General features: G+C 47.2%; 20 protein-coding genes and 4 tRNA genes. 3 read left to right on the forward strand and 21 right to left on the reverse strand.

From position 1 onward, the window contains the following. Positions 1-199 precede the first annotated feature (199 nt). The 8 genes from fusA to fkpA form a co-directional block, all read right to left on the reverse strand. Entirely contained in the window at positions 200-2,296 is a 2,097-nt protein-coding gene (fusA, locus tag PUN32_RS13235; protein ID WP_274723635.1) for an elongation factor G, read from the reverse strand. Between the two features lie 75 nt (positions 2,297-2,371). Next, positions 2,372-2,842 (reverse strand): 30S ribosomal protein S7, encoded by a 471-nt coding sequence (gene rpsG, locus PUN32_RS13240; RefSeq protein ID WP_166013788.1) that lies wholly within the window; start codon positions 2,840-2,842, stop codon positions 2,372-2,374. A gap of 118 nt (positions 2,843-2,960) precedes the next feature. Next, entirely contained in the window at positions 2,961-3,335 is a 375-nt protein-coding gene (gene rpsL, locus PUN32_RS13245) for a 30S ribosomal protein S12 (RefSeq protein ID WP_000201237.1), read from the reverse strand. A 184-nt stretch (positions 3,336-3,519) separates the two neighbouring features. Then, positions 3,520-3,795: a sulfurtransferase complex subunit TusB gene (gene tusB / locus PUN32_RS13250; protein WP_274723636.1), complete on the reverse strand. Its 276-nt coding sequence runs from the start codon at positions 3,793-3,795 to the stop codon at positions 3,520-3,522. Between the two features lie 9 nt (positions 3,796-3,804). Beyond that, the gene (gene tusC, locus PUN32_RS13255; protein WP_274723637.1) at positions 3,805-4,161 is read right to left on the reverse strand and encodes a sulfurtransferase complex subunit TusC; all 357 of its coding nucleotides are present in this window, start codon (positions 4,159-4,161) and stop codon (positions 3,805-3,807) included. Beyond that, entirely contained in the window at positions 4,158-4,553 is a 396-nt protein-coding gene (gene tusD / locus PUN32_RS13260; protein WP_274723638.1) for a sulfurtransferase complex subunit TusD, read from the reverse strand. Before tusD ends, tusC begins: the two co-directional genes overlap by 4 nt. Further along, positions 4,550-5,266: a helix-turn-helix transcriptional regulator gene (locus PUN32_RS13265; protein ID WP_206212118.1), complete on the reverse strand. Its 717-nt coding sequence runs from the start codon at positions 5,264-5,266 to the stop codon at positions 4,550-4,552. The genes tusD and PUN32_RS13265 overlap by 4 nt, the downstream gene beginning before the upstream one ends. A gap of 191 nt (positions 5,267-5,457) precedes the next feature. Continuing rightward, the gene (gene fkpA, locus PUN32_RS13270) at positions 5,458-6,222 is read right to left on the reverse strand and encodes an FKBP-type peptidyl-prolyl cis-trans isomerase (RefSeq protein ID WP_274723639.1); all 765 of its coding nucleotides are present in this window, start codon (positions 6,220-6,222) and stop codon (positions 5,458-5,460) included. A gap of 139 nt (positions 6,223-6,361) precedes the next feature. Between fkpA and PUN32_RS13275 the strand changes: the two genes are divergently transcribed. Further along, the gene (locus tag PUN32_RS13275) at positions 6,362-7,342 is read left to right on the forward strand and encodes a WD40 repeat domain-containing protein (protein ID WP_274723640.1); all 981 of its coding nucleotides are present in this window, start codon (positions 6,362-6,364) and stop codon (positions 7,340-7,342) included. A 3-nt stretch (positions 7,343-7,345) separates the two neighbouring features. Beyond that, complete coding sequence (locus PUN32_RS13280; protein ID WP_166013795.1) at positions 7,346-7,573, forward strand: SlyX family protein; 228 nt, start codon at positions 7,346-7,348, stop codon at positions 7,571-7,573. Positions 7,574-7,612: 39 nt separating this feature from the next. Here PUN32_RS13280 and PUN32_RS13285 read toward each other — a convergent pair whose 3' ends face one another. From PUN32_RS13285 to tsaE, 9 genes are all read right to left on the reverse strand, one after another. Next, positions 7,613-7,801, reverse strand: a complete 189-nt coding sequence (locus tag PUN32_RS13285) for a DUF2065 domain-containing protein (RefSeq protein ID WP_166013796.1) — start codon at positions 7,799-7,801, stop codon at positions 7,613-7,615. Between the two features lie 56 nt (positions 7,802-7,857). After that, the gene (gene hflC, locus PUN32_RS13290) at positions 7,858-8,838 is read right to left on the reverse strand and encodes a protease modulator HflC (RefSeq protein WP_274723641.1); all 981 of its coding nucleotides are present in this window, start codon (positions 8,836-8,838) and stop codon (positions 7,858-7,860) included. Positions 8,839-8,840: 2 nt separating this feature from the next. Next, positions 8,841-10,028 carry an FtsH protease activity modulator HflK gene (hflK, locus tag PUN32_RS13295; RefSeq protein WP_274723642.1) on the reverse strand — a complete coding sequence of 396 codons (1,188 nt, stop codon included), beginning with the start codon at positions 10,026-10,028 and terminating at the stop codon, positions 8,841-8,843. A 27-nt stretch (positions 10,029-10,055) separates the two neighbouring features. Continuing rightward, on the reverse strand, positions 10,056-11,357 hold the full coding sequence (gene hflX, locus PUN32_RS13300; RefSeq protein ID WP_274723643.1) for a ribosome rescue GTPase HflX: 1,302 nt from the start codon (positions 11,355-11,357) through the stop codon (positions 10,056-10,058). A 32-nt stretch (positions 11,358-11,389) separates the two neighbouring features. Beyond that, positions 11,390-11,653: an RNA chaperone Hfq gene (gene hfq, locus PUN32_RS13305; RefSeq protein ID WP_166013800.1), complete on the reverse strand. Its 264-nt coding sequence runs from the start codon at positions 11,651-11,653 to the stop codon at positions 11,390-11,392. A gap of 171 nt (positions 11,654-11,824) precedes the next feature. Further along, a complete protein-coding gene (miaA, locus tag PUN32_RS13310) occupies positions 11,825-12,772 on the reverse strand; it encodes a tRNA (adenosine(37)-N6)-dimethylallyltransferase MiaA (protein ID WP_274723644.1) in 948 nt (315 codons plus the stop codon). After that, a complete protein-coding gene (mutL, locus tag PUN32_RS13315) occupies positions 12,769-14,718 on the reverse strand; it encodes a DNA mismatch repair endonuclease MutL (RefSeq protein ID WP_274723645.1) in 1,950 nt (649 codons plus the stop codon). The genes miaA and mutL overlap by 4 nt, the downstream gene beginning before the upstream one ends. Before the next feature lie 6 nt (positions 14,719-14,724). After that, positions 14,725-16,446 (reverse strand): N-acetylmuramoyl-L-alanine amidase, encoded by a 1,722-nt coding sequence (locus PUN32_RS13320; RefSeq protein WP_274723646.1) that lies wholly within the window; start codon positions 16,444-16,446, stop codon positions 14,725-14,727. Beyond that, the gene (tsaE, locus tag PUN32_RS13325) at positions 16,440-16,904 is read right to left on the reverse strand and encodes a tRNA (adenosine(37)-N6)-threonylcarbamoyltransferase complex ATPase subunit type 1 TsaE (protein WP_274723647.1); all 465 of its coding nucleotides are present in this window, start codon (positions 16,902-16,904) and stop codon (positions 16,440-16,442) included. Before tsaE ends, PUN32_RS13320 begins: the two co-directional genes overlap by 7 nt. A 197-nt stretch (positions 16,905-17,101) precedes the next feature. On the opposite strand from tsaE, the gene queG reads away from it, so the two are divergent. After that, a complete protein-coding gene (gene queG, locus PUN32_RS13330; protein WP_274723648.1) occupies positions 17,102-18,211 on the forward strand; it encodes a tRNA epoxyqueuosine(34) reductase QueG in 1,110 nt (369 codons plus the stop codon). A gap of 565 nt (positions 18,212-18,776) precedes the next feature. On the opposite strand, the gene PUN32_RS13335 is transcribed toward queG, so the two are convergent. The 4 genes from PUN32_RS13335 to PUN32_RS13350 form a co-directional block, all read right to left on the reverse strand. Beyond that, positions 18,777-18,853: transfer RNA gene (locus tag PUN32_RS13335), tRNA-Met, on the reverse strand. A gap of 164 nt (positions 18,854-19,017) precedes the next feature. Next, positions 19,018-19,093: transfer RNA gene (locus tag PUN32_RS13340), tRNA-Gly, on the reverse strand. A 35-nt stretch (positions 19,094-19,128) separates the two neighbouring features. Then, positions 19,129-19,205 (reverse strand) — tRNA-Met (locus PUN32_RS13345). A gap of 164 nt (positions 19,206-19,369) precedes the next feature. Continuing rightward, positions 19,370-19,445 (reverse strand) — tRNA-Gly (locus tag PUN32_RS13350).

The raw sequence follows: 19,445 nt of genomic DNA on the forward strand, positions 1-19,445 counted from the left end.
TGTTTTACCGTGGTCAACGTGGCCGATAGTACCAACGTTTACGTGCGGTTTCGTACGTTCAAATTTTTCTTTAGACACGATCGTGTTCCTTCCTAGTTATGATTCGCTTTGGGTAAGCATACCCAAGGCGCGCCAGAAATTGCTATTTTATGCGCCAACTCACATCAGCGCAATAGATTCGTTATTAACCAAACAACGGTTAACCACGCTCTGCAATAATTGCATCGGCAATATTTTTCGGCACATCAGCGTACTCAGCAAACTCCATAGAGTAAGAAGCACGGCCTTGTGTGGCAGAACGCAGGTCAGTTGCATAACCAAACATTTCAGAAAGAGGTACTTTAGCATGGATAATTTTCAGTCCCGCAGGGCCGTCATCCATACCTTCAATGATGCCACGACGACGGTTTAGGTCACCAACAACATCACCCATCCAATCTTCTGGCGTGGTGATTTCAACTTTCATTAACGGCTCAAGAAGAACAGGATCCGCTTCAAGCGTACCTTTCTTGAATGCCATAGAACCAGCGATTTTAAATGCCATTTCGCTGGAGTCGACATCGTGGAATGAACCATCAAACAGGGTCGCTTTAACATCCAGAACTGGATAGCCAGCTAACACACCGTTGTTCATTTGCTCCTCGATGCCTTTCGCAACAGGGTTGATAAATTCTTTAGGAATCACCCCACCCGCGATTGCGTCAACGAAGACAAAACCTTGACCAGGCTCAGAAGGTTCAATTTTCAGCCATACGTGACCGTATTGACCACGACCACCAGACTGACGAACAAATTTGCCTTCCACTTCCGATTTACCACGAATGGTTTCACGGTAAGCCACCTGAGGTTTGCCGACGTTACAATCCACACCAAACTCACGTTTCATGCGATCGACGATAATATCTAGGTGAAGTTCACCCATACCAGAAATCAGTGTCTGACCAGTTTCACCATCAGTTTCCACTCGGAATGATGGATCTTCTGCCGCAAGTTTACCCAGCGCAACACCCATCTTCTCCTGATCCGCTTTCGAGCGAGGCTCGACCGCGATTTGGATCACTGGCTCAGGGAACTCCATACGCTCCAAAATCACAACATGATTCGGATCACATAAAGTATCACCGGTGGTGACATCTTTCAGGCCGATGGCGGCTGCGATGTCGCCTGCACGAATCTCTTTGATTTCATCACGCTTATTAGCATGCATCTGTACGATACGGCCAAAGCGTTCTTTCTTCTGCTTCACTGAGTTGTAAACCGCATCACCCGAGTTAACCACTCCAGAGTAGACACGAATAAAGGTCAGTGAACCAACGAATGGATCGGTAGCAATTTTAAACGCGAGTGAAGAAAATGGCTCATTGTCGTCAGCATGACGCTCAACCGCATTTTCTCGATCATCAGTGCCCTTGATCGCTGGTACATCGGTCGGTGACGGTAGATATTCAATCACTGCATCCAAAACCGCTTGCACGCCTTTGTTCTTAAATGCACTACCACAGGTAGCAAGAACAATTTCGTTATTGATAGTACGCTGACGTAGAGCTTGTTTGATCTCTAGTTCAGTGAGTTCACCATCTTCAAGGTATTTATCCATCAATTCTTCACTGGCTTCGGCAGCCGCTTCCACAAGGTGGTTACGCCACTCTTGGGCAAGCTCTTGCATGTCGGCCGGAATGTCTTCATAAGTGAAGCTCATGCCCTGATCGGCTTCATTCCAGTTGATGGCTTTCATCTTGATAAGGTCGATGACACCTTTGAACTCTTCTTCTGCACCAATGTTAAGCTGGATTGGAACTGGGTTCGCACCAAGACGATGTTTAATTTGGCCTACTACGCGTAAGAAATCTGCACCTGCACGGTCCATTTTGTTGACGAATACCATGCGTGGAACGCCGTATTTGTCAGCTTGACGCCAAACGGTTTCAGACTGCGGTTCAACACCAGATGTGCCACAGAATACGACCACTGCACCATCAAGCACACGAAGAGAACGCTCTACTTCGATCGTAAAGTCAACGTGTCCAGGGGTATCAATGATGTTGATGCGATGTTCTTGGAATTGTGCTTCCATACCACGCCAGAAGGTGGTTGTTGCGGCAGAGGTAATGGTAATACCACGCTCTTGCTCTTGGACCATCCAGTCCATAGTCGCAGCGCCGTCGTGAACTTCGCCAATTTTGTGAGAGAGGCCAGTGTAGAACAGAATACGCTCAGTAGTGGTTGTTTTTCCTGCATCTACGTGAGCACAAATACCGATATTACGGTAGCGCTCAATAGGCGTTTTACGAGCCACGATTGTATCCTCTTACTAAGGTCAACCTTAGAAAATAGAAATGTGCTGCGAGAGAGCCTCGCAGCACAGAAGGTATTACCAGCGGTAATGAGCGAACGCTTTGTTCGCTTCTGCCATACGGTGAACGTCTTCACGTTTCTTAACAGCAGAACCTTTGTTTTCTGACGCATCCAGCATTTCAGCAGCCAGACGAGCAGCCATAGATTTTTCACCACGCTTACGCGCAGCTTCAACCAACCAACGCATTGCCAGAGCATTACGACGTACTTGACGTACTTCAACTGGAACTTGGTAAGTTGAACCACCTACACGGCGAGATTTAACTTCTACCGCTGGGCGAACATTTTCAAGAGCTTCTTCAAATACAGCTAAGTGATCTTTACCAGACTTCTCAGCCATGGTGTCTAGTGCAGTGTAAACGATTTTCTCTGCAGTAGATTTTTTACCGTCAACCATAAGGATGTTAACGAATTTTGCCAGCAGTTCAGATTTGAACTTTGGATCTGGAAGGATCTTACGCTGACCAATGACGCGACGACGTGGCATGGAATATTCTCCGTTGTCTTATTCTTCAGGTTATCCAAAACTTTGCAGTTTCTTCAAAATTAAAATTTAATTTTAGTGTTTGGCCTTACTTAACGCTTCTCTTGTAACAAGAGGGGCATTAAGACTTAGGACGCTTCACACCGTACTTAGAACGAGCTTGTTTACGGTCGTTCACGCCAGCACAGTCAAGTGCGCCGCGAACGGTGTGGTAACGAACACCTGGAAGGTCTTTAACACGACCGCCACGGATCAGTACAACACTGTGCTCTTGTAGGTTGTGACCTTCACCACCGATGTATGAAGTAACTTCAAAACCGTTAGTTAGACGTACACGACATACTTTACGAAGTGCCGAGTTAGGTTTTTTAGGTGTAGTTGTGTAAACACGAGTACATACACCACGTTTTTGTGGGCACGCAGCTAGTGCTGGCACGTTGCTTTTAACAACTTGCTTAGCACGTGGCTTACGAACCAACTGGTTAATAGTTGCCATTAACTAGCTCCTGATTGACTTAAAGTAAGCTTGTGAAAAATCTATCCCTTCCGCACAAACAGATTGCACAAATAGGGACGCAAAATTCTATGCAGTAGTGTGGGGGGTGTCAAGAAATATACAGATCTTTTTTCCGGTCCAACCTAGTGTGAGACTGAACTGCGCAGCATAAATAATAAAGTCATCACCATGTGATTGATTTTTCATGGCTTGCGGTCAAATCAACCCAATCACTCATCGTGATCACCTCAATATGAGCATCGACTTTGGTTTGCCAACCACGCGCGGCAAGATCCTCGCGCAGAGCTGAGTATTGAATGTCAGGCATTAAATAGGCTCGATAAGGCGATTGCAGCGCCGCCGCGTAAACCGCGTTTTCAGTCAGTATCACCACATCGCCCGGTAGCAGATACGCACTGACTAAGGGGAGTTTTTCGAGGTGCTTGATAATGTGCAGCATTGAGGTTCCTTAAAAAGTCAGGTGTTGATGGTAACCACGCAGTAAACACGCCAACTGTTGTGGCGCAACCACTTGCACATCAAGCAGCAGATCTTGCGGGCTAAGGCCCCAATGCTGCAAGCTCTGCTCGCACACATAACGTGTTTCAATGTCGTACAAATCCAATAGCTTAAACGCGGCAATATAGTCGCGGCTTAAAATCGCTTCCGGTTGCTGATGTTTAACTAACTGCAATACCCCTTCACCGACGAAAAATAAGGCTTGCTGCTCACTGTAAGCAGAGGCCGCCAAAATAGCATCCAATCCTTCTCGTCCTGCGGCAGTACCGTGAGGGGCGGAGTGAAATACCCAAGCGATATGATTCAAAACTGCACCACTCGATCTTGTTGTAATAAAGCTTGTGCCAAGCTACCTAATCCTGCTTGAGTGAAATGAGCGGCGAGGTTATGGCTAGCTAAACTGTGTTGCGAAGCTTCTTGCTCACTCACCACCCCGCGACGCAGCGCAGCAGCGACACAGGTTTCTAACTGTACTTGATGATCAACAGCAAGGCTTTGCCAAGCTTGCAGTAGATCAAACTCATCGTTCGCTGGCACGTGGGTTGCTGAGCCATTCAGCACCCCATCTTGGTAAAAAAATACGCTCTTTAACACATGCCCTTTCGCCAGCAGAGCTTGAGCGAACAGATAGGCGTTACGCGCTGATTGAGTACCGTATTGTGGTCCGTTGACCACTAAGGTGTAAGTGAGCGCTTTCACTTCTCATCATCCTCAGTTTTACGCTGGCGAATATACAGATACACCGTATGTTTGGAGATATTGAGCCGATCTGCCACTCGGTTAATCGCATCTTTAATATCAAAAATACCTTTATCAAACAGCGCCATCACAATTTGGCGATTCTTGGTATTGTTCGACACCGATTTATCGGCATTAATTTCTTCTATAGTCCGCTCGACCGTTTGATCCACCAACTCTTCGACATCGCTAGCAAAATTGACAGACGATGCCGCTTCTTGGGCTTCTTGAGTCGGCATAAACGATTTCAACACTTGTGAAAAAGGCGCATCGAGATTGACGTTAATGCACAATAAGCCAATCACGCGATTATCACCGTTACGAATCGCAACCGTGATCGATTTCATCAACACGCCACCTTTGGCACGCGTGAAATAAGAACGCGAAAAATTACGCTCTGAACCTTCAATATCACGCAACATTTTTAGCGCCATATCGGTGATCGGCGAACCGACTTGGCGGCCAGTGTTCTCACCGTTGGCAATTTTGATCGCCGAGGTATTCAAATCCTCCAGTGAATGCAGGACAATTTCACAAAATGGGCCAATCAGGCTCGCGATGCCATCGACCACCGCCTCATAAGAACGCAGGATGACTTTATCGTGCTCGCTAAATGGCTTAACGTGCACCGATTCCATCTCCAGCAATAAATCAACATTCATGGTTTCTGTCATTGTCACTGTGCTTAAACCCTAGAACGGAAAATCAACAAATTGCTGTAAGTTTATCAGAAAATTTTAAACTACGATTCGGCAATATCACCAACAAGTGATTTAGCACAAATTATTACTCGATTAAGCGCATATAAAAGGCCTGAACAAAGTCAGGCCTAATAAGATAGATCTCACGAGCAGAACACAGCGATTTATTGTGCTGCGTTAGCACCGTTTTCAATCTTCAGTAGTTCAACTTCGAACACCAGCGTCGAGTTGGCAGGAATGGTTGGGGTGTCTTGCTCACCGTAAGCCATCTCAGGTGGGATGACCAGCTTGAACTTCGAGCCCACAGGCATGAGCTGCACACCTTCAGTCCATCCTGGGATCACGCGATTAAGCGGGAAAGTCGCAGGCTCACCACGCTCATAAGAGCTGTCGAATTGAGTGCCATCGGTCAAAGTTCCTTTGTAGTGAACTTGTACAACATCGGTATCTTTTGGTTTGTCACCTTCAGCAGGAGTCAGAACTTGATACAACAAACCTGATTCGGTTTTTACCACACCAGACTCTTTCTCAAATTGAGCACGGAACTCATCACCTTTTTGCTTACTTTCAGCCGCTTTCTCAGCCGCTTTGGCTTGCATGGTTTCCGCGACACGCTTATCCAGCGCTTCAAGCGCGGCACGAGTCTCTTCTTCAGTCATTTCTGGTGAACCGGTAAACACCTGTTCAATACCTTTAAGAACCAAATCTTTGTTAAGTACAATGCCAATTTCACTTGGCTTTTCAATGCTGGTTTTCAGGTAATTGGCGAATGATACACCAATTGCATAAGCCGCTTTATCATCTTCTGACTTTAATTCGACCGTTTTGACGATGGCTGCCGTCTCAGTCTTTGCAGCTTCTTCTTTCTGACAACCAACCGCGAGCATAACGGTCGCAGCCAGCAGTGACACTTTAAAAAGTGATTTCATCGGGTTCTCCAATTGTGAGGTATTCGTTTTGGTATTGTGCACAAAACCAGTAAGTCACTGGTGTACAACTAAGAGTTGTACCAATATAGCGATATGTTGCATGATTGTCTTTACACAACAAACGGATAATTCGAACTTGATGCGAAGAATTTATCACTCATTCGGCACCTTACTTATCATCCTTATCTTAAACGGTTGTTTTTTTGCAAACCAAGCCGAGCAGCAATGGAACCTCGCCCCCGAAGGCGCCACTGCCTTTGGCCTCAGCCGCGATGGCCGCTTCGCGCTGATTTATTCCCGACAACAACAACTGATGCTATGGGATCTGCAGCAAGTACAATTACTCGCCAAGCTTGGCGCACAAGATCCGCAAGCCAATCCCGTTTCTGTGATCCGCATCGCGGATAACGGTCGCTATGCCATCACGGCCAGTCAGAATAACTTCGCCATATGGGATCTTGCCTGGGCTCAAGCCAAAGGGCTTTGGTCTATTACAGATGGTCAGATCCGTGATGTCGACATCGCTAATAATGGCGAACAAGTGCTACTCGGTTTAACCAATGGCAAAGCCATTTACGTGGACTTAGTCACTGGGCGGCGCATGGAGTTCCTCGCCCACCGCGAAAAAGTCAATTCCGTCGCGCTTTCCGCTAACGGACGCTATGCGCTTTCTGGTGGCAATGATCGCCACGCTTACTTATGGGATACCCAAAGCGGGCAAATTATTCGGCAATTTGAACATCAACAACGGGTCAATCGGGTAACTTTGCAACGCGATGGTAAGCTCGCTTTCACTTCCGATAGTGGCAACCAAGCGTTAATTTGGGACCTCTCTACCGAGCGTGAACCAATAGCGCTGCGCAGTTTGCGCCGCCAACTGATTTTTTCTAGCGCACGCTTTGCCGATGATGGAAAAAGACTGATCACGGGAACCCCATCAGGGCAAGTGGAAGTATGGAATACCCAAGATGGTAAAAAAATCGCCAACTTCAATTCACAGGCCAAAAAAGATGGCGGACCAGCTCAAGCTGTCGTGTATGATGCCAGTTTTGATCGCCAGCAACGTGCTGTATCAGGCAACTCAGCAGGCATCGCCCAAGCTTGGCGAGTGGAGAACTAATCAATGCAACAGACATCGCTAACCCAACTTCAAATACAAATTGAAGATTTAGAGTGCAAGTTGGCCTTTCAAGATCAAACCATTGAGATGCTAAATGATGCCCTGACTCAACAGCAACTGTTGATCAGTAAGATGCAGGATCAGATGCAATATATGGTCGGCAAAGTGAAAAATATCGATAGCTCAAATTTGGCCGATCCCGCTCAAGAAACACCGCCACCACACTACTGATGCAATAAGCTTGGCTACAGCCTACGTAATTCGCCGATCTTATCGAGCGAAAACGTAGGCAATCACAGTGCCTGCGACCACCAAACAACCGCCGATCCGGCGCAATTGATGATCGGATTGTAGGCTCAATTGTGCCACCATCTGACGCCATCCTCTCGGCGCTAATAATGGCCCTAACCCTTCCACAATCAGCACTAAACCCAGTGCAACCCAAAGTGTCTGTGACATATTGCCTCCAAATAACAAAGGCCCCTTACGGAGCCTTGAATAAAGTTAACGAATGCTTACTTGGCAGCAGCGCCTTTCGCATTATTCATGTATTGGAAGAACTCGCTGCTTGGATCCAATACCAGAATGTCATTTTTGCTATTAAATGATTTTTCATAGGCACGTAATGAGCGTAAGAAGCTGAAAAACTCCGGATCTTTCTTATAGGCATCCGAGTAGATCTTCGCCGCTTCTGCATCTGCCGCACCACGGGTTACACGAGCAGTTTTATCGGCCTCCGCGAGAATCGTAGCCACTTCAAGCTCGGCTTGAGCACGGATCACTTCGGCTTTTTCACGACCTTGTGAACGGTGTTTACGAGCCACTGATTCACGTTCAGCACGCATACGGCGGTAAATCGATTCACTGATCTCATCAGGCAGGTTGATCTTCTTCATTCTAAAGTCGACCACATACACACCCAAATCTTTCATCGCACTTTGTCGTGTATCTTGCAGTACGTTAGCCATGATTTGATCACGTTGTCCATCAATCTCCAAAGCTTCTCGCGCCGCTTCGGTAGTGATTTCAGAAGAATCAGGATTCTCAGGTAAAATCGCCCCATTACGCGGACCAGAAACAATTTGTTTGATCTCACGAGATCCAATTTCCGAACGCAATACATCGGTGACTTTACGCTCAAGTAACGCTTCCGCCGTTAATGCATTACCGCCACCAGTTGCCAAGTAATATTGACCGAAATCTTCAATACGCCATTTCACGTACGAATCGATGATCACATCTTTTTTCTCTGACGTAACAAAGCGATCGGTACGGCTATCCATGGTTTGAATCCGTGCATCTAATGTTTTCACACGATCAAACATTGGCATTTTGAAATGCAGACCCGGTTCGTAAATCTTTGACATATCACTGGTGTCTTTCAACACTCGGCCAAAACGGATCACAATGCCGCGCTCTCCCTCTGGGATCACGAACATCGACATTAACAATGCCGCCATGATCAGAACGATACTAGGGATTAATAACTTACGCATTCTTAGTATCTCCCTTGACGTGTAGTGCTGCGTGACGAAGTGTCGGTATTGGTCTCCGTCGTTGGCGACTCAAGCTCGATTTTATCGTACGCTGATGACGATTTACTGGCACGTGGCTCGGCTTTATTCGTCTCTTGTCCAACAAGCTTATCAATCGGTAAGTACAACAGATTGCCGCTCGATTTAGAATCGATTAGCACTTTCGAGGTATTGCTGTACACCTCTTCCATGGTATCCAAATACAGACGATCACGAGTGACTTTCGGTGCCGCTAGATATTCAGGTAACAGCTTTTCAAATTGAGCAACCTGACCTAAGGCCTCATTGATGATACGCTCGTTATAACCTTGCGCTTCTTTCTTCAAACGCTCAGAGCGACCAGTCGCTTTCGGTAAAATTTCGTTTTTGTACGCTTCTGCTTCACGAATAAAACGCTCTTCATCTTCACGCGCAGCAATCGCATCATCAAACGCATCTTTTACTTGCTCAGGCGGACGTGCAGATTGGAAGTTAACGTCAACAATCATCAGGCCCATATCATAGCCATCGATAATTTGATTGAGCGTCTGTTGAGTACTTTGCCGAATTTGCTGACGACCACTGGTTAAAATACTGTCCATCAGTGCATCACCGACCACAGCACGCAGCGCTGAATCAGTCGCTTGACGTAAACTATCATCCGCATTGGTCACTTTGTACAAATACTTATAGGGATCAGCAATTCGATACTGCACATCCATCGAGACCGTCACCACGTTTTCATCTTTGGTCAGCATAAGACCCGATGCTCGCAGTGAACGAATCGCTTGCACGTTAACTGGGGTCACTTCATCAATAAAGCGTGGACGCCAGTTCAAGCCAGGATCAACAATTCGATCGTATTTTCCAAGTCGTGACACCACGCCACGCTCAGCTTCACCAATGGTGTAAAAACCGGTAAAGAACCATATGGCGACAGAAATGGCCGCTATCACGCCAAAACCAATCGCACTACCACCTGCCAGCGAAGGACCTTTACCGCCTTTACCACCAAATTTGCCGCCCAATTTTTGACTGATTTTATTAAACACTTCGTCTAAATCGGGTGGTCCTTGATCTCGGCCACCTTTGTTACCGCGATTGTTGTTCCCCCATGGGTCATTATCGCGGCCATTGTTGCCGTTATTATTACCAGGCTCATTCCACGCCATTAGAAAACTCCATCATTTGATATGACGTTATACTCTAGCAGTCCTTTCTGTGACGATAAAGTCACTTAAGTCTGCTTGCTCTCGTTTCTCTAGTTTAGCCCAATCAACTTGCTGCATACGAACAGTGATCAGTAAATTGCCTTCCGGATCATATTCTTCCTGTTGAATACACTTCATTTGGAAAAATAGGCTACGGATACGCCCTTGATGTTGTGGCGGAATACGCAGACGATGCTCCACCACTTGGCTGGCTAAACGTTCACTCAATGCTTGAAACAGTAGCTCAATGCCAGATCCCTGCATGGCAGAAATCCATACGGCTTTGGGTACTCCTTCGTCATCCCGTTCAATACGCGGAGTGGCTTGTTCTAAGTTATCGATTTTATTCATCACCAACAGCGTGGGGACGTCATGCGCATCGATTTCTTGTAGAACCGTCTCTACCGCTTGGATATTCTCACGAAAGCGTTCATCACTGGCATCAACAACATGTAACAAAATGTCAGCTTCTTGCGTCTCTTGTAACGTTGCTTTAAAGGCCGCCACCAAGTCATGTGGCAAATGACGAATAAAGCCCACAGTATCAGCCAATACCGCAGGCCCAACGTCCGCCAAATCTATTCTACGTAAGGTTGGATCTAGGGTGGCAAACAGTTGATCGGCGGCGTACACACCCGCTTCAGTAATGCGGTTAAACAGGGTCGATTTCCCTGCGTTGGTATAACCCACCAACGAGATGGTTGGAATCTCGGCTCGGCTACGCGCTCGACGCCCTTGTTCACGCTGTTTGGCCACTTTTTCTAAGCGACGCAAAATAGCTTTGATCCGTTCACGCAATAAACGTCGGTCCGTTTCAAGCTGAGTTTCCCCCGGCCCACGCAAACCAATCCCACCTTTTTGTCTTTCTAAGTGGGTCCACCCCCGAATTAAGCGCGTTGAAATATGGCGCAGCTGCGCCAACTCGACTTGGAGCTTACCTTCATGGGTACGGGCACGTTGAGCAAAGATATCGAGGATCAGGCCAGTACGATCGATGACCCGACACTGACACAATCTTTCGAGGTTACGTTCTTGAGCAGGAGAAAGCGCGTGGTTAAAAATGACCACGTTGGCTTCATTGAGTTGGACGGCTTCGGCGATTTCTTGGGCTTTACCCTCACCAACGAAATATTTAGGGTGAGGGGTTTGACGACTGCCTGTTACCACTTGCAGCGTGGTCACCCCTGCAGAAGATACGAGCATTTTACATTCGCTCAGATCTTCCCCCTGTTGCGTGAAGTTGACATGAACAAGTACGGCTCGCTCACCGGCTTCATAACGGTCAAACAAGCGATCAACTCCTTAAATAATGGTGCAAAGAATTACTCTTCTGATTTCTCAGCTGGACGATCTGTCGCTGGACGATCGCCACTGTGGTGGCTCACTGGACGAGCAGGAACCACAGTCGAAATAGCATGCTTATAAACCATTTGGTTTACGGTGTTTTTCAGCAGGATCACAAATTGATCAAACGATTCAATCTGACCTTGCAGCTTGATGCCATTCACAAGGTAGATAGAGACCGGAATACGTTCACGACGTAGCGCATTCAGAAATGGGTCTTGTAGAGATTGCCCCTTAGCCATTTTATTTTTCCTTATTTTGTCTTTTCTAGTAATTATTTAGCTAGCGGTGCAGCAGAATTATATGCAGCCTTGCATCTGAGCTAAACCAATCAAAATTCCCGTTGCTATCAATGCTCAATCGAGTACCAATAGCGGATCCTTTCCCGGGGTACACACGCAAAAGCGATCACATTATACACAGCTTATTTCGTTGGACGCTATCGCATTCGAGAGCGTTTCAACGGCTTGGTCTACGTTTTCGCTATCTAACCAAGTTAAATCATCCCAGCTGCGTAACCAGGTGATCTGTCGCTTGGCCAATTGACGGGTGGCACAGATGCCACGATAAATCGCCTCATCAAGCGTTGCCTGACCGTCTAAATAATCCCACATTTGCCGATAGCCGACACAGCGGATCGAAGGAAGATCAGGATGCAGATCATCTCTTGCATACAGAGCTTTAACCTCGTCTTCGAACCCTGATTGGACCATTTTCGCAAAACGAAGTTCAATCCGCCGATGGAGTTCGGCTCTTTCCTTGGGAGCAATCGCAAACTGTAGCACTCGATAGGGAATCGCTTCCCCTTTAGTTTGCGTTAGCTCGGTAAGAGTTTTACCCGAAATTCGATAAACTTCCAGTGCCCGCGACAATCTTTGTGGATCGTTGGGATGAATTCGCTCAGCTGAGACTGGATCGATCTGTTGCAACTGAGCATGCAAGGCTGGCCAACCTAAGGTTAAGGCTTGTTGTTCGATCTGTTGGCGGATTTCAGGGTTGGCCGCAGGTAAAGGCGATAAGCCTTCAATCAATGCCTTAAAATAGAGCATAGTGCCCCCGACCAATAGCGGGATTTTGCCTTGTGCGACAATCTCTGCCATGGCTTGCAGCGCATCGCGCCGAAAATCGGCTGCAGAATAGGCTTCACTCGGATCAAGAATATCGATCAAGCGATGTGGAGCCAGTGCAAGCTCGGCTGCATCCGGTTTAGCGGTGCCAATATCCATTCCGCGATAAATTAGAGCGGAATCGACACTGATGATCTCCACCGGATATTTCTGACGTAAGCGAATAGCTAAATCGGTTTTACCAGAAGCCGTTGGACCCATTAAAAAAAGGGCGAGGGGTAACTGTTGAGTCATGAATGTAATGCTGTAATTGAGGCGGAAAAGTCCACCAACGTAATAAAATGCGGGTCATGATAAGGCAAGCCACCTTGCCATAGCTGTTCCAGTTCGGCGATCAAGCTGATCGCCTCAGCTAAAGTGTAGTCGGTTTTTTCTAACACGATACGTTGGACCAACCACTCAGCAAGTGCTTGATATGGCAAAGGCTCGCTGTGGTGACGGCTCGCCGCGTAAGATAACAGATCCGGCAGTAATTGCTGTAAATTTTGCTGGCGTAATGGCTGAGGGACCGCCATCACCATAATCGAATGGTGGGCGCGTGTTTTCAGTTCAATGCCCAATTGCTGCAATGATTGCCAATAGGTTTGTACCGCTTGCCATTCAAGGTCATTTAATTTAAGCACTAATGGCACCAGCAGCGGCTGGGCTTTGAGTGCTCCATACTGTGGATTGAGTAAGCCACGCAGCTTAAGCTGCTCGGCTTGAACCAGTGAAACCAGCACGCAGCCGACAGGGCTATTCATCAGCAGATACTGCCTTTCAACCACTTGGATCGCTTTACCTAATTTTTCAATCGCCACCGCCGCCTGAGAGGCATCCACATTGGTTGCCGCTGAGTGGGCTTCGGCTGCTAAATTGGGCGTTTGCAACAAGGTTTGATATACCGCTACTTCAGATTGAGTTACCGTTGGCGGGTGATTTTTCTCAAACCGTGTAGCACGAGTATTTGATGCAATAACCCAAGGATTGGCTACAGCATGCTCTTTTAACGGATAAGCGCTACTCCGGCTTTCATTTTCACCTTCTGGCACTGCTTTACGCGGATAACTTGGCACATTATGTACTGCTTGAGTAACCCTTTCAGTCAGTGAAGTTTCGCTGTTGAGTCCAATCTGCGGGGATGTTTTTTCTGCACTTGGCGCATGAAATGCGCCATCATTGAGCGAGGCGGCGATCACTTGCGCGGTTTGGACTAAGGCGCTGCTTAACGCTTGATAGATGAAATCATGCACCAGACGCGCTTGGTGGAAACGCACTTCATGCTTGGCCGGATGCACGTTGACATCGACATGCAAAGGATCCAGCTCAATAAACAGTACATAGGCTGCAAATTGATCGGCGCGTAAACTGGTCTCGTAGCTTTGTCGAATCGCATGATTGATCAGCTTATCGCGCATCATGCGACCATTAACATAGCAGTATTGTAAATCACTCTGCTGGCGAGCCCCCTGTGGGCTGGCGATCCAACCGTGTAGCTTAAGGCCTTGATGTTCAAGCTCAATACGCAGCATATGCTGCACAAACGTATTACCACAAACTGCCGCTAAACGCTTTTCCTGCTGGGCTAAAGTGGCGGCGGCGCGGTATTGACGCACCACTTTTCCGTTGTGGCGCAACATAAAACTCACATCAAATCGACTCAACGCAATCCGTTTGAGCAGCTCATCAATATGGGTAAATTCGGTTTTTTCTGTGCGCAAAAATTTGCGGCGAGCCGGAGTATTAAAAAACAGATCCAACACTTCTACCGTTGTGCCAACCGGATGAGCGGCGGGCTGTAACCTCACTGCCATATCTCGACCTTCACTGTATGCCGTCCACGCTTCCTGCTGCGCCTCAGTCCGCGATGTTAAGGTCAAGCGGGAGACGGAGCTGATACTGGCTAATGCTTCACCGCGAAATCCCAGACTCATGATCGCTTCCAGATCATCTAAGGTATGGATCTTCGAGGTTGCATGTCGACTTAGCGCTAGGCCAAGCTCCTCTTTATCAATTCCAGAGCCGTTATCTCGGATCCGGATCAGCTTAGACCCCCCTTTCTCAATCTCAATCTCAATTCGGGTTGCGCCAGCATCTAAGCTGTTTTCCACCAGCTCTTTGACTACGGAAGCGGGCCTTTCCACCACTTCACCGGCGGCAATTTGGTTGGCTAAACGAGCGGGCAGAATACGAATCGTCATAATCAGTTATTTATTCGGGATGATCAGTTGCTGCCCCACAGCCAGTTGATCGGAGCGTAACTGATTAGCTTGGCGGATACTGGCAATGCTGACGTTATAGTGGTCAGCGATTTTACTCAGATTGTCACCGCGCTGGACTTTATGCTTACGCAGCGGCTTATCTTGTAAACTCACGGTAATATTTAACTTTTGGCCAAGAACCAAGGTATCCGATTTGAGATTATTCTGGTTTTTAATCGCCGCCACCGACACTTTATAAGTGCTTGCCAGCTTACCGAGAAAATCTCCCGCTTTCACCACATGGATAATGGTTTCCGTTTCGACCGGATTGGTCACAACTGGGACAGCGATCGGTTTTGCCGAGGCTGACGCAGGGATCGTCAGTTTCTGTCCCACCGCAATCGTTGCCGATTTAAGTTTATTCGCCTGCTTGAGCGCATCTACCGTGACACCATATCGATTGGCGATCACTCCTAATGACTCGCCGCGCTGCACTTGGTGGATTTGCGTTTTACCACGGTTAGCAAACAACGTACCTTCTGGTGGATTGGCTTCAAAATACTGCACAATCGCTTTAGCTAACGCGCGAGCTAATTTATCTTGATGGCTACGCTGGAACAGCAACTGCTCTTCGGCCGGATTAGAGATAAATCCTGTTTCAACCAGTACCGATGGAATGTCAGGTGATTTTAATACTGCGAGGCTGGCATTCACCGGCTCGGTTTTATGCAGATGAGCGACCTTACCCATTTCACGCAGAATACTGGTCGCCAGCTTGTAGCCCTCTTTCTGCGAATGGCTAAATTGCAAATCAAGCAAGGTCTGACTCACGTTGCGGTCATTATTGGTTTTTGATAGTACTTCTCCTGCCCCACCAAGCAACTCAGATTGTTGCTCATGATTTTCAACCCAACGCGCAATTTCCGTATTAGCGCGGCGTGTATTGAGCACAAACACTGAACCGCCACGAGGTTGAGGGGTGTGAAATGCATCGGCATGAATCGAGACCAAAATATGCGCTTTACTGCTACGCGCAATTTCCGTGCGCTTATTTAAATTCACCGAATAGTCGCCACGACGAGTCAAAACCGCCTTCACGCCAGGCACTGCATTCAATTGATCGGCCAGCTTCTTAGAGATAATTAAGTTGACATTTTTTTCATATTTACGAGTCGGACCGATTGAACCTGGATCTTCACCACCGTGACCGGCATCAATCGCGACCACAATATCTTCATTACCAAGCAGCTGAGAGGCATCTTTACTCACTTGTACCGCAGTGGTACTCGGCGTGCTAACCACACGGTCCTGATTGGCTTTTCCGTGTGGCAGATCGATCACTAGTCGATGTCCATACTGACCACCTGGAGTTGGAGCTAATTTAAATAAACTGGGAGTGGTTTTCTGCTTAAGTTCAAACACCAACCGAAATGAACTTTTCTCTGGCGGTGTGGAGGCGCGGATCCGAGATAAAATGCCACTGTCCGTCACATTGACAGGCAACTTGGCACGCGAAGAACTCTGCTTGAGGTCGATAACCAAACGCTCAGGTGAACTAAGAGTAAAATAGCTAAAATCGGCTTCGGATGTCACATCCAAAACTACTCGCGTTTCATCAGGCGAAGGCCAAACTCGCACCCCCTCTAGACTATTAGCCCAAGTTTGAGGCGCGATGCTGAATAACACCCATCCACACAGTAGCAAAACCAAACGACGAACGTTCAACATAACTCCAACTGACTCAAAAGGTCACATCCATATTCATTATTAGCCGTCAGCGTGGCAATGCGCCGCTCTCCGTCATAACGTAAATCAAGGTCAAGATCAGCCTTAGGGAGCAGCCCGTAACCTTGCTCTGGCCATTCAACTAAGCAAATCGCATCGTCAGTAAAATAATCACGGATCCCCATAAATTCGAGTTCTTCTGGATCCGCTAAGCGATAAAGATCAAAGTGATAAACCTGCCACTCACCTAATTGATAAGGCTCCACCAGAGTATAGGTAGGGCTTTTTACATTGCCTTGGTGGCCTAATGCCCGAATAAAACCACGACTAAAGGTAGTCTTTCCGGCACCAAGATCACCATGCAGATAAAGCGTCGTTTGTTGTGAACAGAGCGCGGCCAGCGCACGACCTAATTCCAATGTAGCTTGCTCATCGTTTAGGGGAAAAATCTTGCTATTCATTACGCTTTTCTCAACAAGGTCATGACTGACTATAAAGAAATCAAAAGAACCGGAATAGTAAACTGGGTTGGAATTGAGAGACAAGATCTGTTCTGTTAACAAACCGAAAAATATACCGATTAGAGCACCTGAGATTAACGCTAGAACAAGCGGACAAGATCCGCTAAGATCCTCGGCCCTTATCGTGAGACCCCGTGATGGACTACCAACAACTGGCAGACAAGATCAAGCAATGGGCGATCCAACTCGGCTTTGAAAAAGTTGGGATTTGTGATGTCGATTTGCGTGAGCATGAACCCGCGCTACAAGCTTGGCTCGATGCTGGGTATCACGGTGAGATGGATTGGATGGCCAGACATGGTATGCTGCGCGCTCGTCCAGCTGAATTACTACCTGGTACTCTGCGCGTGATCAGCGCTCGGATCAATTACTTGCCACCTCAAGCACAGTTTGCTGCTAACTTGCGCGATCCCTCTCAGGCGTATATCAGCCGCTACGCGCTCGGGCGCGACTATCATAAGCTAATGCGCAACCAACTGAAAAAACTCGGCGAAAAAATTGAACAAGAAGTAGGGCAACTCGGTTATCGCCCTTTTGTTGACTCGGCGCCCATCCTTGAACGGCCATTGGCACAAAAAGCTGGATTAGGTTGGAGCGGCAAACACTCACTGATCTTAGATAAAGACAGTGGTTCTTGGTCGTTTCTCGGTGAGCTGTTAGTCGATATTCCCTTACCGGTTGATCAACCGAGCGAGAATCAGTGTGGTAAATGCACCGCCTGCATGACCAGTTGTCCGACCAACGCCATCGTCGCAGAAGGTGTCGTCGATGCACGACGCTGCATCTCGTATCTCACCATTGAATATTCGGGTGTGATTCCGCTTGAGTTTCGCCGTCCGATCGGCAACCGAATTTATGGCTGTGATGATTGCCAGTTAGTTTGCCCTTGGAATCGTTTTGCACCATTAACTCAGCAAAGTGATTTTCATCGTCGGCCAAGCCTCATTGAACCTGACTTGGTGAACTTATTTGAGTGGGATGAAGCGACATTTCTCAAGCAAATGGAAGGCTCGGCCATCCGGCGTATCGGCCATCAACAATGGCGACGCAACTTAATTATTGCTATGGGCAATGCCCCTTATTCTCCACGTATTGTGGAAACATTAGAACGACATCAGGGACAGAATCCACTATTGGATGAACACATTGCTTGGGCTTTGGCTGAACAGGGCCAAAAAACATCAACCTCACGCCAATATCAACGTTTAATTCGTATTATTGAAAAAGGCCTGCCACGGGATGCCTAAATAGAGTGAATCCAACAATCAAAGCCATGATTGTTTGATGCCCATCCCAATTTGCGTAATGTGGACAACATTTTTAATTAGACGCCGTTTTCTATCACGAAATAAAGTTAATCACAGCTCTTGGAAATGACCAGGATCAACTTTTTATACGGCAATGATCTTCAAATTTGATAACCTATCGCCAAAAGCCACAATAAATCAAATAAAAACAATGAATTAAGGCAATGCTCATCGGGTCGCTTTCAACTGAACAATCAAAGATCCTTAAGGATGTCAACTGAAAACGTCATGATAGATAGTTTATGAACAACTTTATCCACATCTCATTTTTGTGGATAAGTCTGTTAATGAATAAGGTAAAGCAGGCCGAATCTGCTGATATCCAACAGACTTCTGGTAATTTAAAAAATTATTCAAGAGATGAGAGTGACTAGATTGAACAATGGTTCAATTGGCCTCATCTGAGATGATGCTTCTCAGCATTATAGAAAAGGGGGCTAGCCAAAAACTTAACACCCTAAAAAAGAAAGGACTGCGCTTAAAGCACAGTCTCTTATCTAGAATTTGGTTGCGGGAGCTGGATTTGAACCAACGACCTTCGGGTTATGAGCCCGACGAGCTACCAAGCTGCTCCATCCCGCGTCCATGTTGTGTCACCGTTAAGCACCGTGAGAGCTTTAATTTGGAGCGACACACGAGGTTCACTGCTTTAAAACAAAAAGGCGTGACCTCAACCTTGGTAAGGTTGCGCTCATCAACTGAGCGAGTGGCGCATTCATCGTTAAGTACGCTGACAACTTTAAATTTGGAGCGACACACGAGGTTCGAACTCGTGACCTCAACCTTGGCAAGGTTGCGCTCTACCAACTGAGCTAGTGTCGCATTCCTCGAGACGCCGTAGCATCTGCGCTAGAATTTGGTTGCGGGAGCTGGATTTGAACCAACGACCTTCGGGTTATGAGCCCGACGAGCTACCAAGCTGCTCCATCCCGCGTCCATGTTGTGTCACCGTTAAGCACCGTGAGAGCTTTAATTTGGAGCGACACACGAGGTTCACTGCTTTAAAACAAAAAGGCGTGACCTCAACCTTGGTAAGGTTGCGCTCATCAACTGAGCGAGTGGCGCATTCATCGTTAAGTACGCTGACAACTTTAAATTTGGAGCGACACACGAGGTTCGAACTCGTGACCTCAACCTTGGCAAGGTTGCGCTCTACCAACTGAGCTAGTGTCGC

Source organism: Vibrio chanodichtyis (genome assembly GCF_028863985.1).
GTDB lineage: Bacteria > Pseudomonadota > Gammaproteobacteria > Enterobacterales > Vibrionaceae > Vibrio > Vibrio chanodichtyis.

What these genes read in the sequence shown, in the direction of transcription:
- rpsG (WP_166013788.1), bottom strand. Translation starts at nt 2,842, where the DNA reads ATGCCACGTCGTCGCGTCATTGGTCAGCGTAAGATCCTTCCAGATCCA.
- rpsL (WP_000201237.1), bottom strand. Translation starts at nt 3,335, where the DNA reads ATGGCAACTATTAACCAGTTGGTTCGTAAGCCACGTGCTAAGCAAGTT.
- tusB (WP_274723636.1), bottom strand. Translation starts at nt 3,795, where the DNA reads ATGCTGCACATTATCAAGCACCTCGAAAAACTCCCCTTAGTCAGTGCG.
- PUN32_RS13265 (WP_206212118.1), bottom strand. Translation starts at nt 5,266, where the DNA reads ATGACAGAAACCATGAATGTTGATTTATTGCTGGAGATGGAATCGGTG.
- fkpA (WP_274723639.1), bottom strand. Translation starts at nt 6,222, where the DNA reads ATGAAATCACTTTTTAAAGTGTCACTGCTGGCTGCGACCGTTATGCTC.
- PUN32_RS13275 (WP_274723640.1), top strand. Translation starts at nt 6,362, where the DNA reads ATGCGAAGAATTTATCACTCATTCGGCACCTTACTTATCATCCTTATC.
- PUN32_RS13280 (WP_166013795.1), top strand. Translation starts at nt 7,346, where the DNA reads ATGCAACAGACATCGCTAACCCAACTTCAAATACAAATTGAAGATTTA.
- PUN32_RS13285 (WP_166013796.1), bottom strand. Translation starts at nt 7,801, where the DNA reads ATGTCACAGACACTTTGGGTTGCACTGGGTTTAGTGCTGATTGTGGAA.
- hflC (WP_274723641.1), bottom strand. Translation starts at nt 8,838, where the DNA reads ATGCGTAAGTTATTAATCCCTAGTATCGTTCTGATCATGGCGGCATTG.
- hflK (WP_274723642.1), bottom strand. Translation starts at nt 10,028, where the DNA reads ATGGCGTGGAATGAGCCTGGTAATAATAACGGCAACAATGGCCGCGAT.
- hfq (WP_166013800.1), bottom strand. Translation starts at nt 11,653, where the DNA reads ATGGCTAAGGGGCAATCTCTACAAGACCCATTTCTGAATGCGCTACGT.
- miaA (WP_274723644.1), bottom strand. Translation starts at nt 12,772, where the DNA reads ATGACTCAACAGTTACCCCTCGCCCTTTTTTTAATGGGTCCAACGGCT.
- mutL (WP_274723645.1), bottom strand. Translation starts at nt 14,718, where the DNA reads ATGACGATTCGTATTCTGCCCGCTCGTTTAGCCAACCAAATTGCCGCC.
- PUN32_RS13320 (WP_274723646.1), bottom strand. Translation starts at nt 16,446, where the DNA reads ATGTTGAACGTTCGTCGTTTGGTTTTGCTACTGTGTGGATGGGTGTTA.
- tsaE (WP_274723647.1), bottom strand. Translation starts at nt 16,904, where the DNA reads ATGAATAGCAAGATTTTTCCCCTAAACGATGAGCAAGCTACATTGGAA.
- queG (WP_274723648.1), top strand. Translation starts at nt 17,102, where the DNA reads ATGGACTACCAACAACTGGCAGACAAGATCAAGCAATGGGCGATCCAA.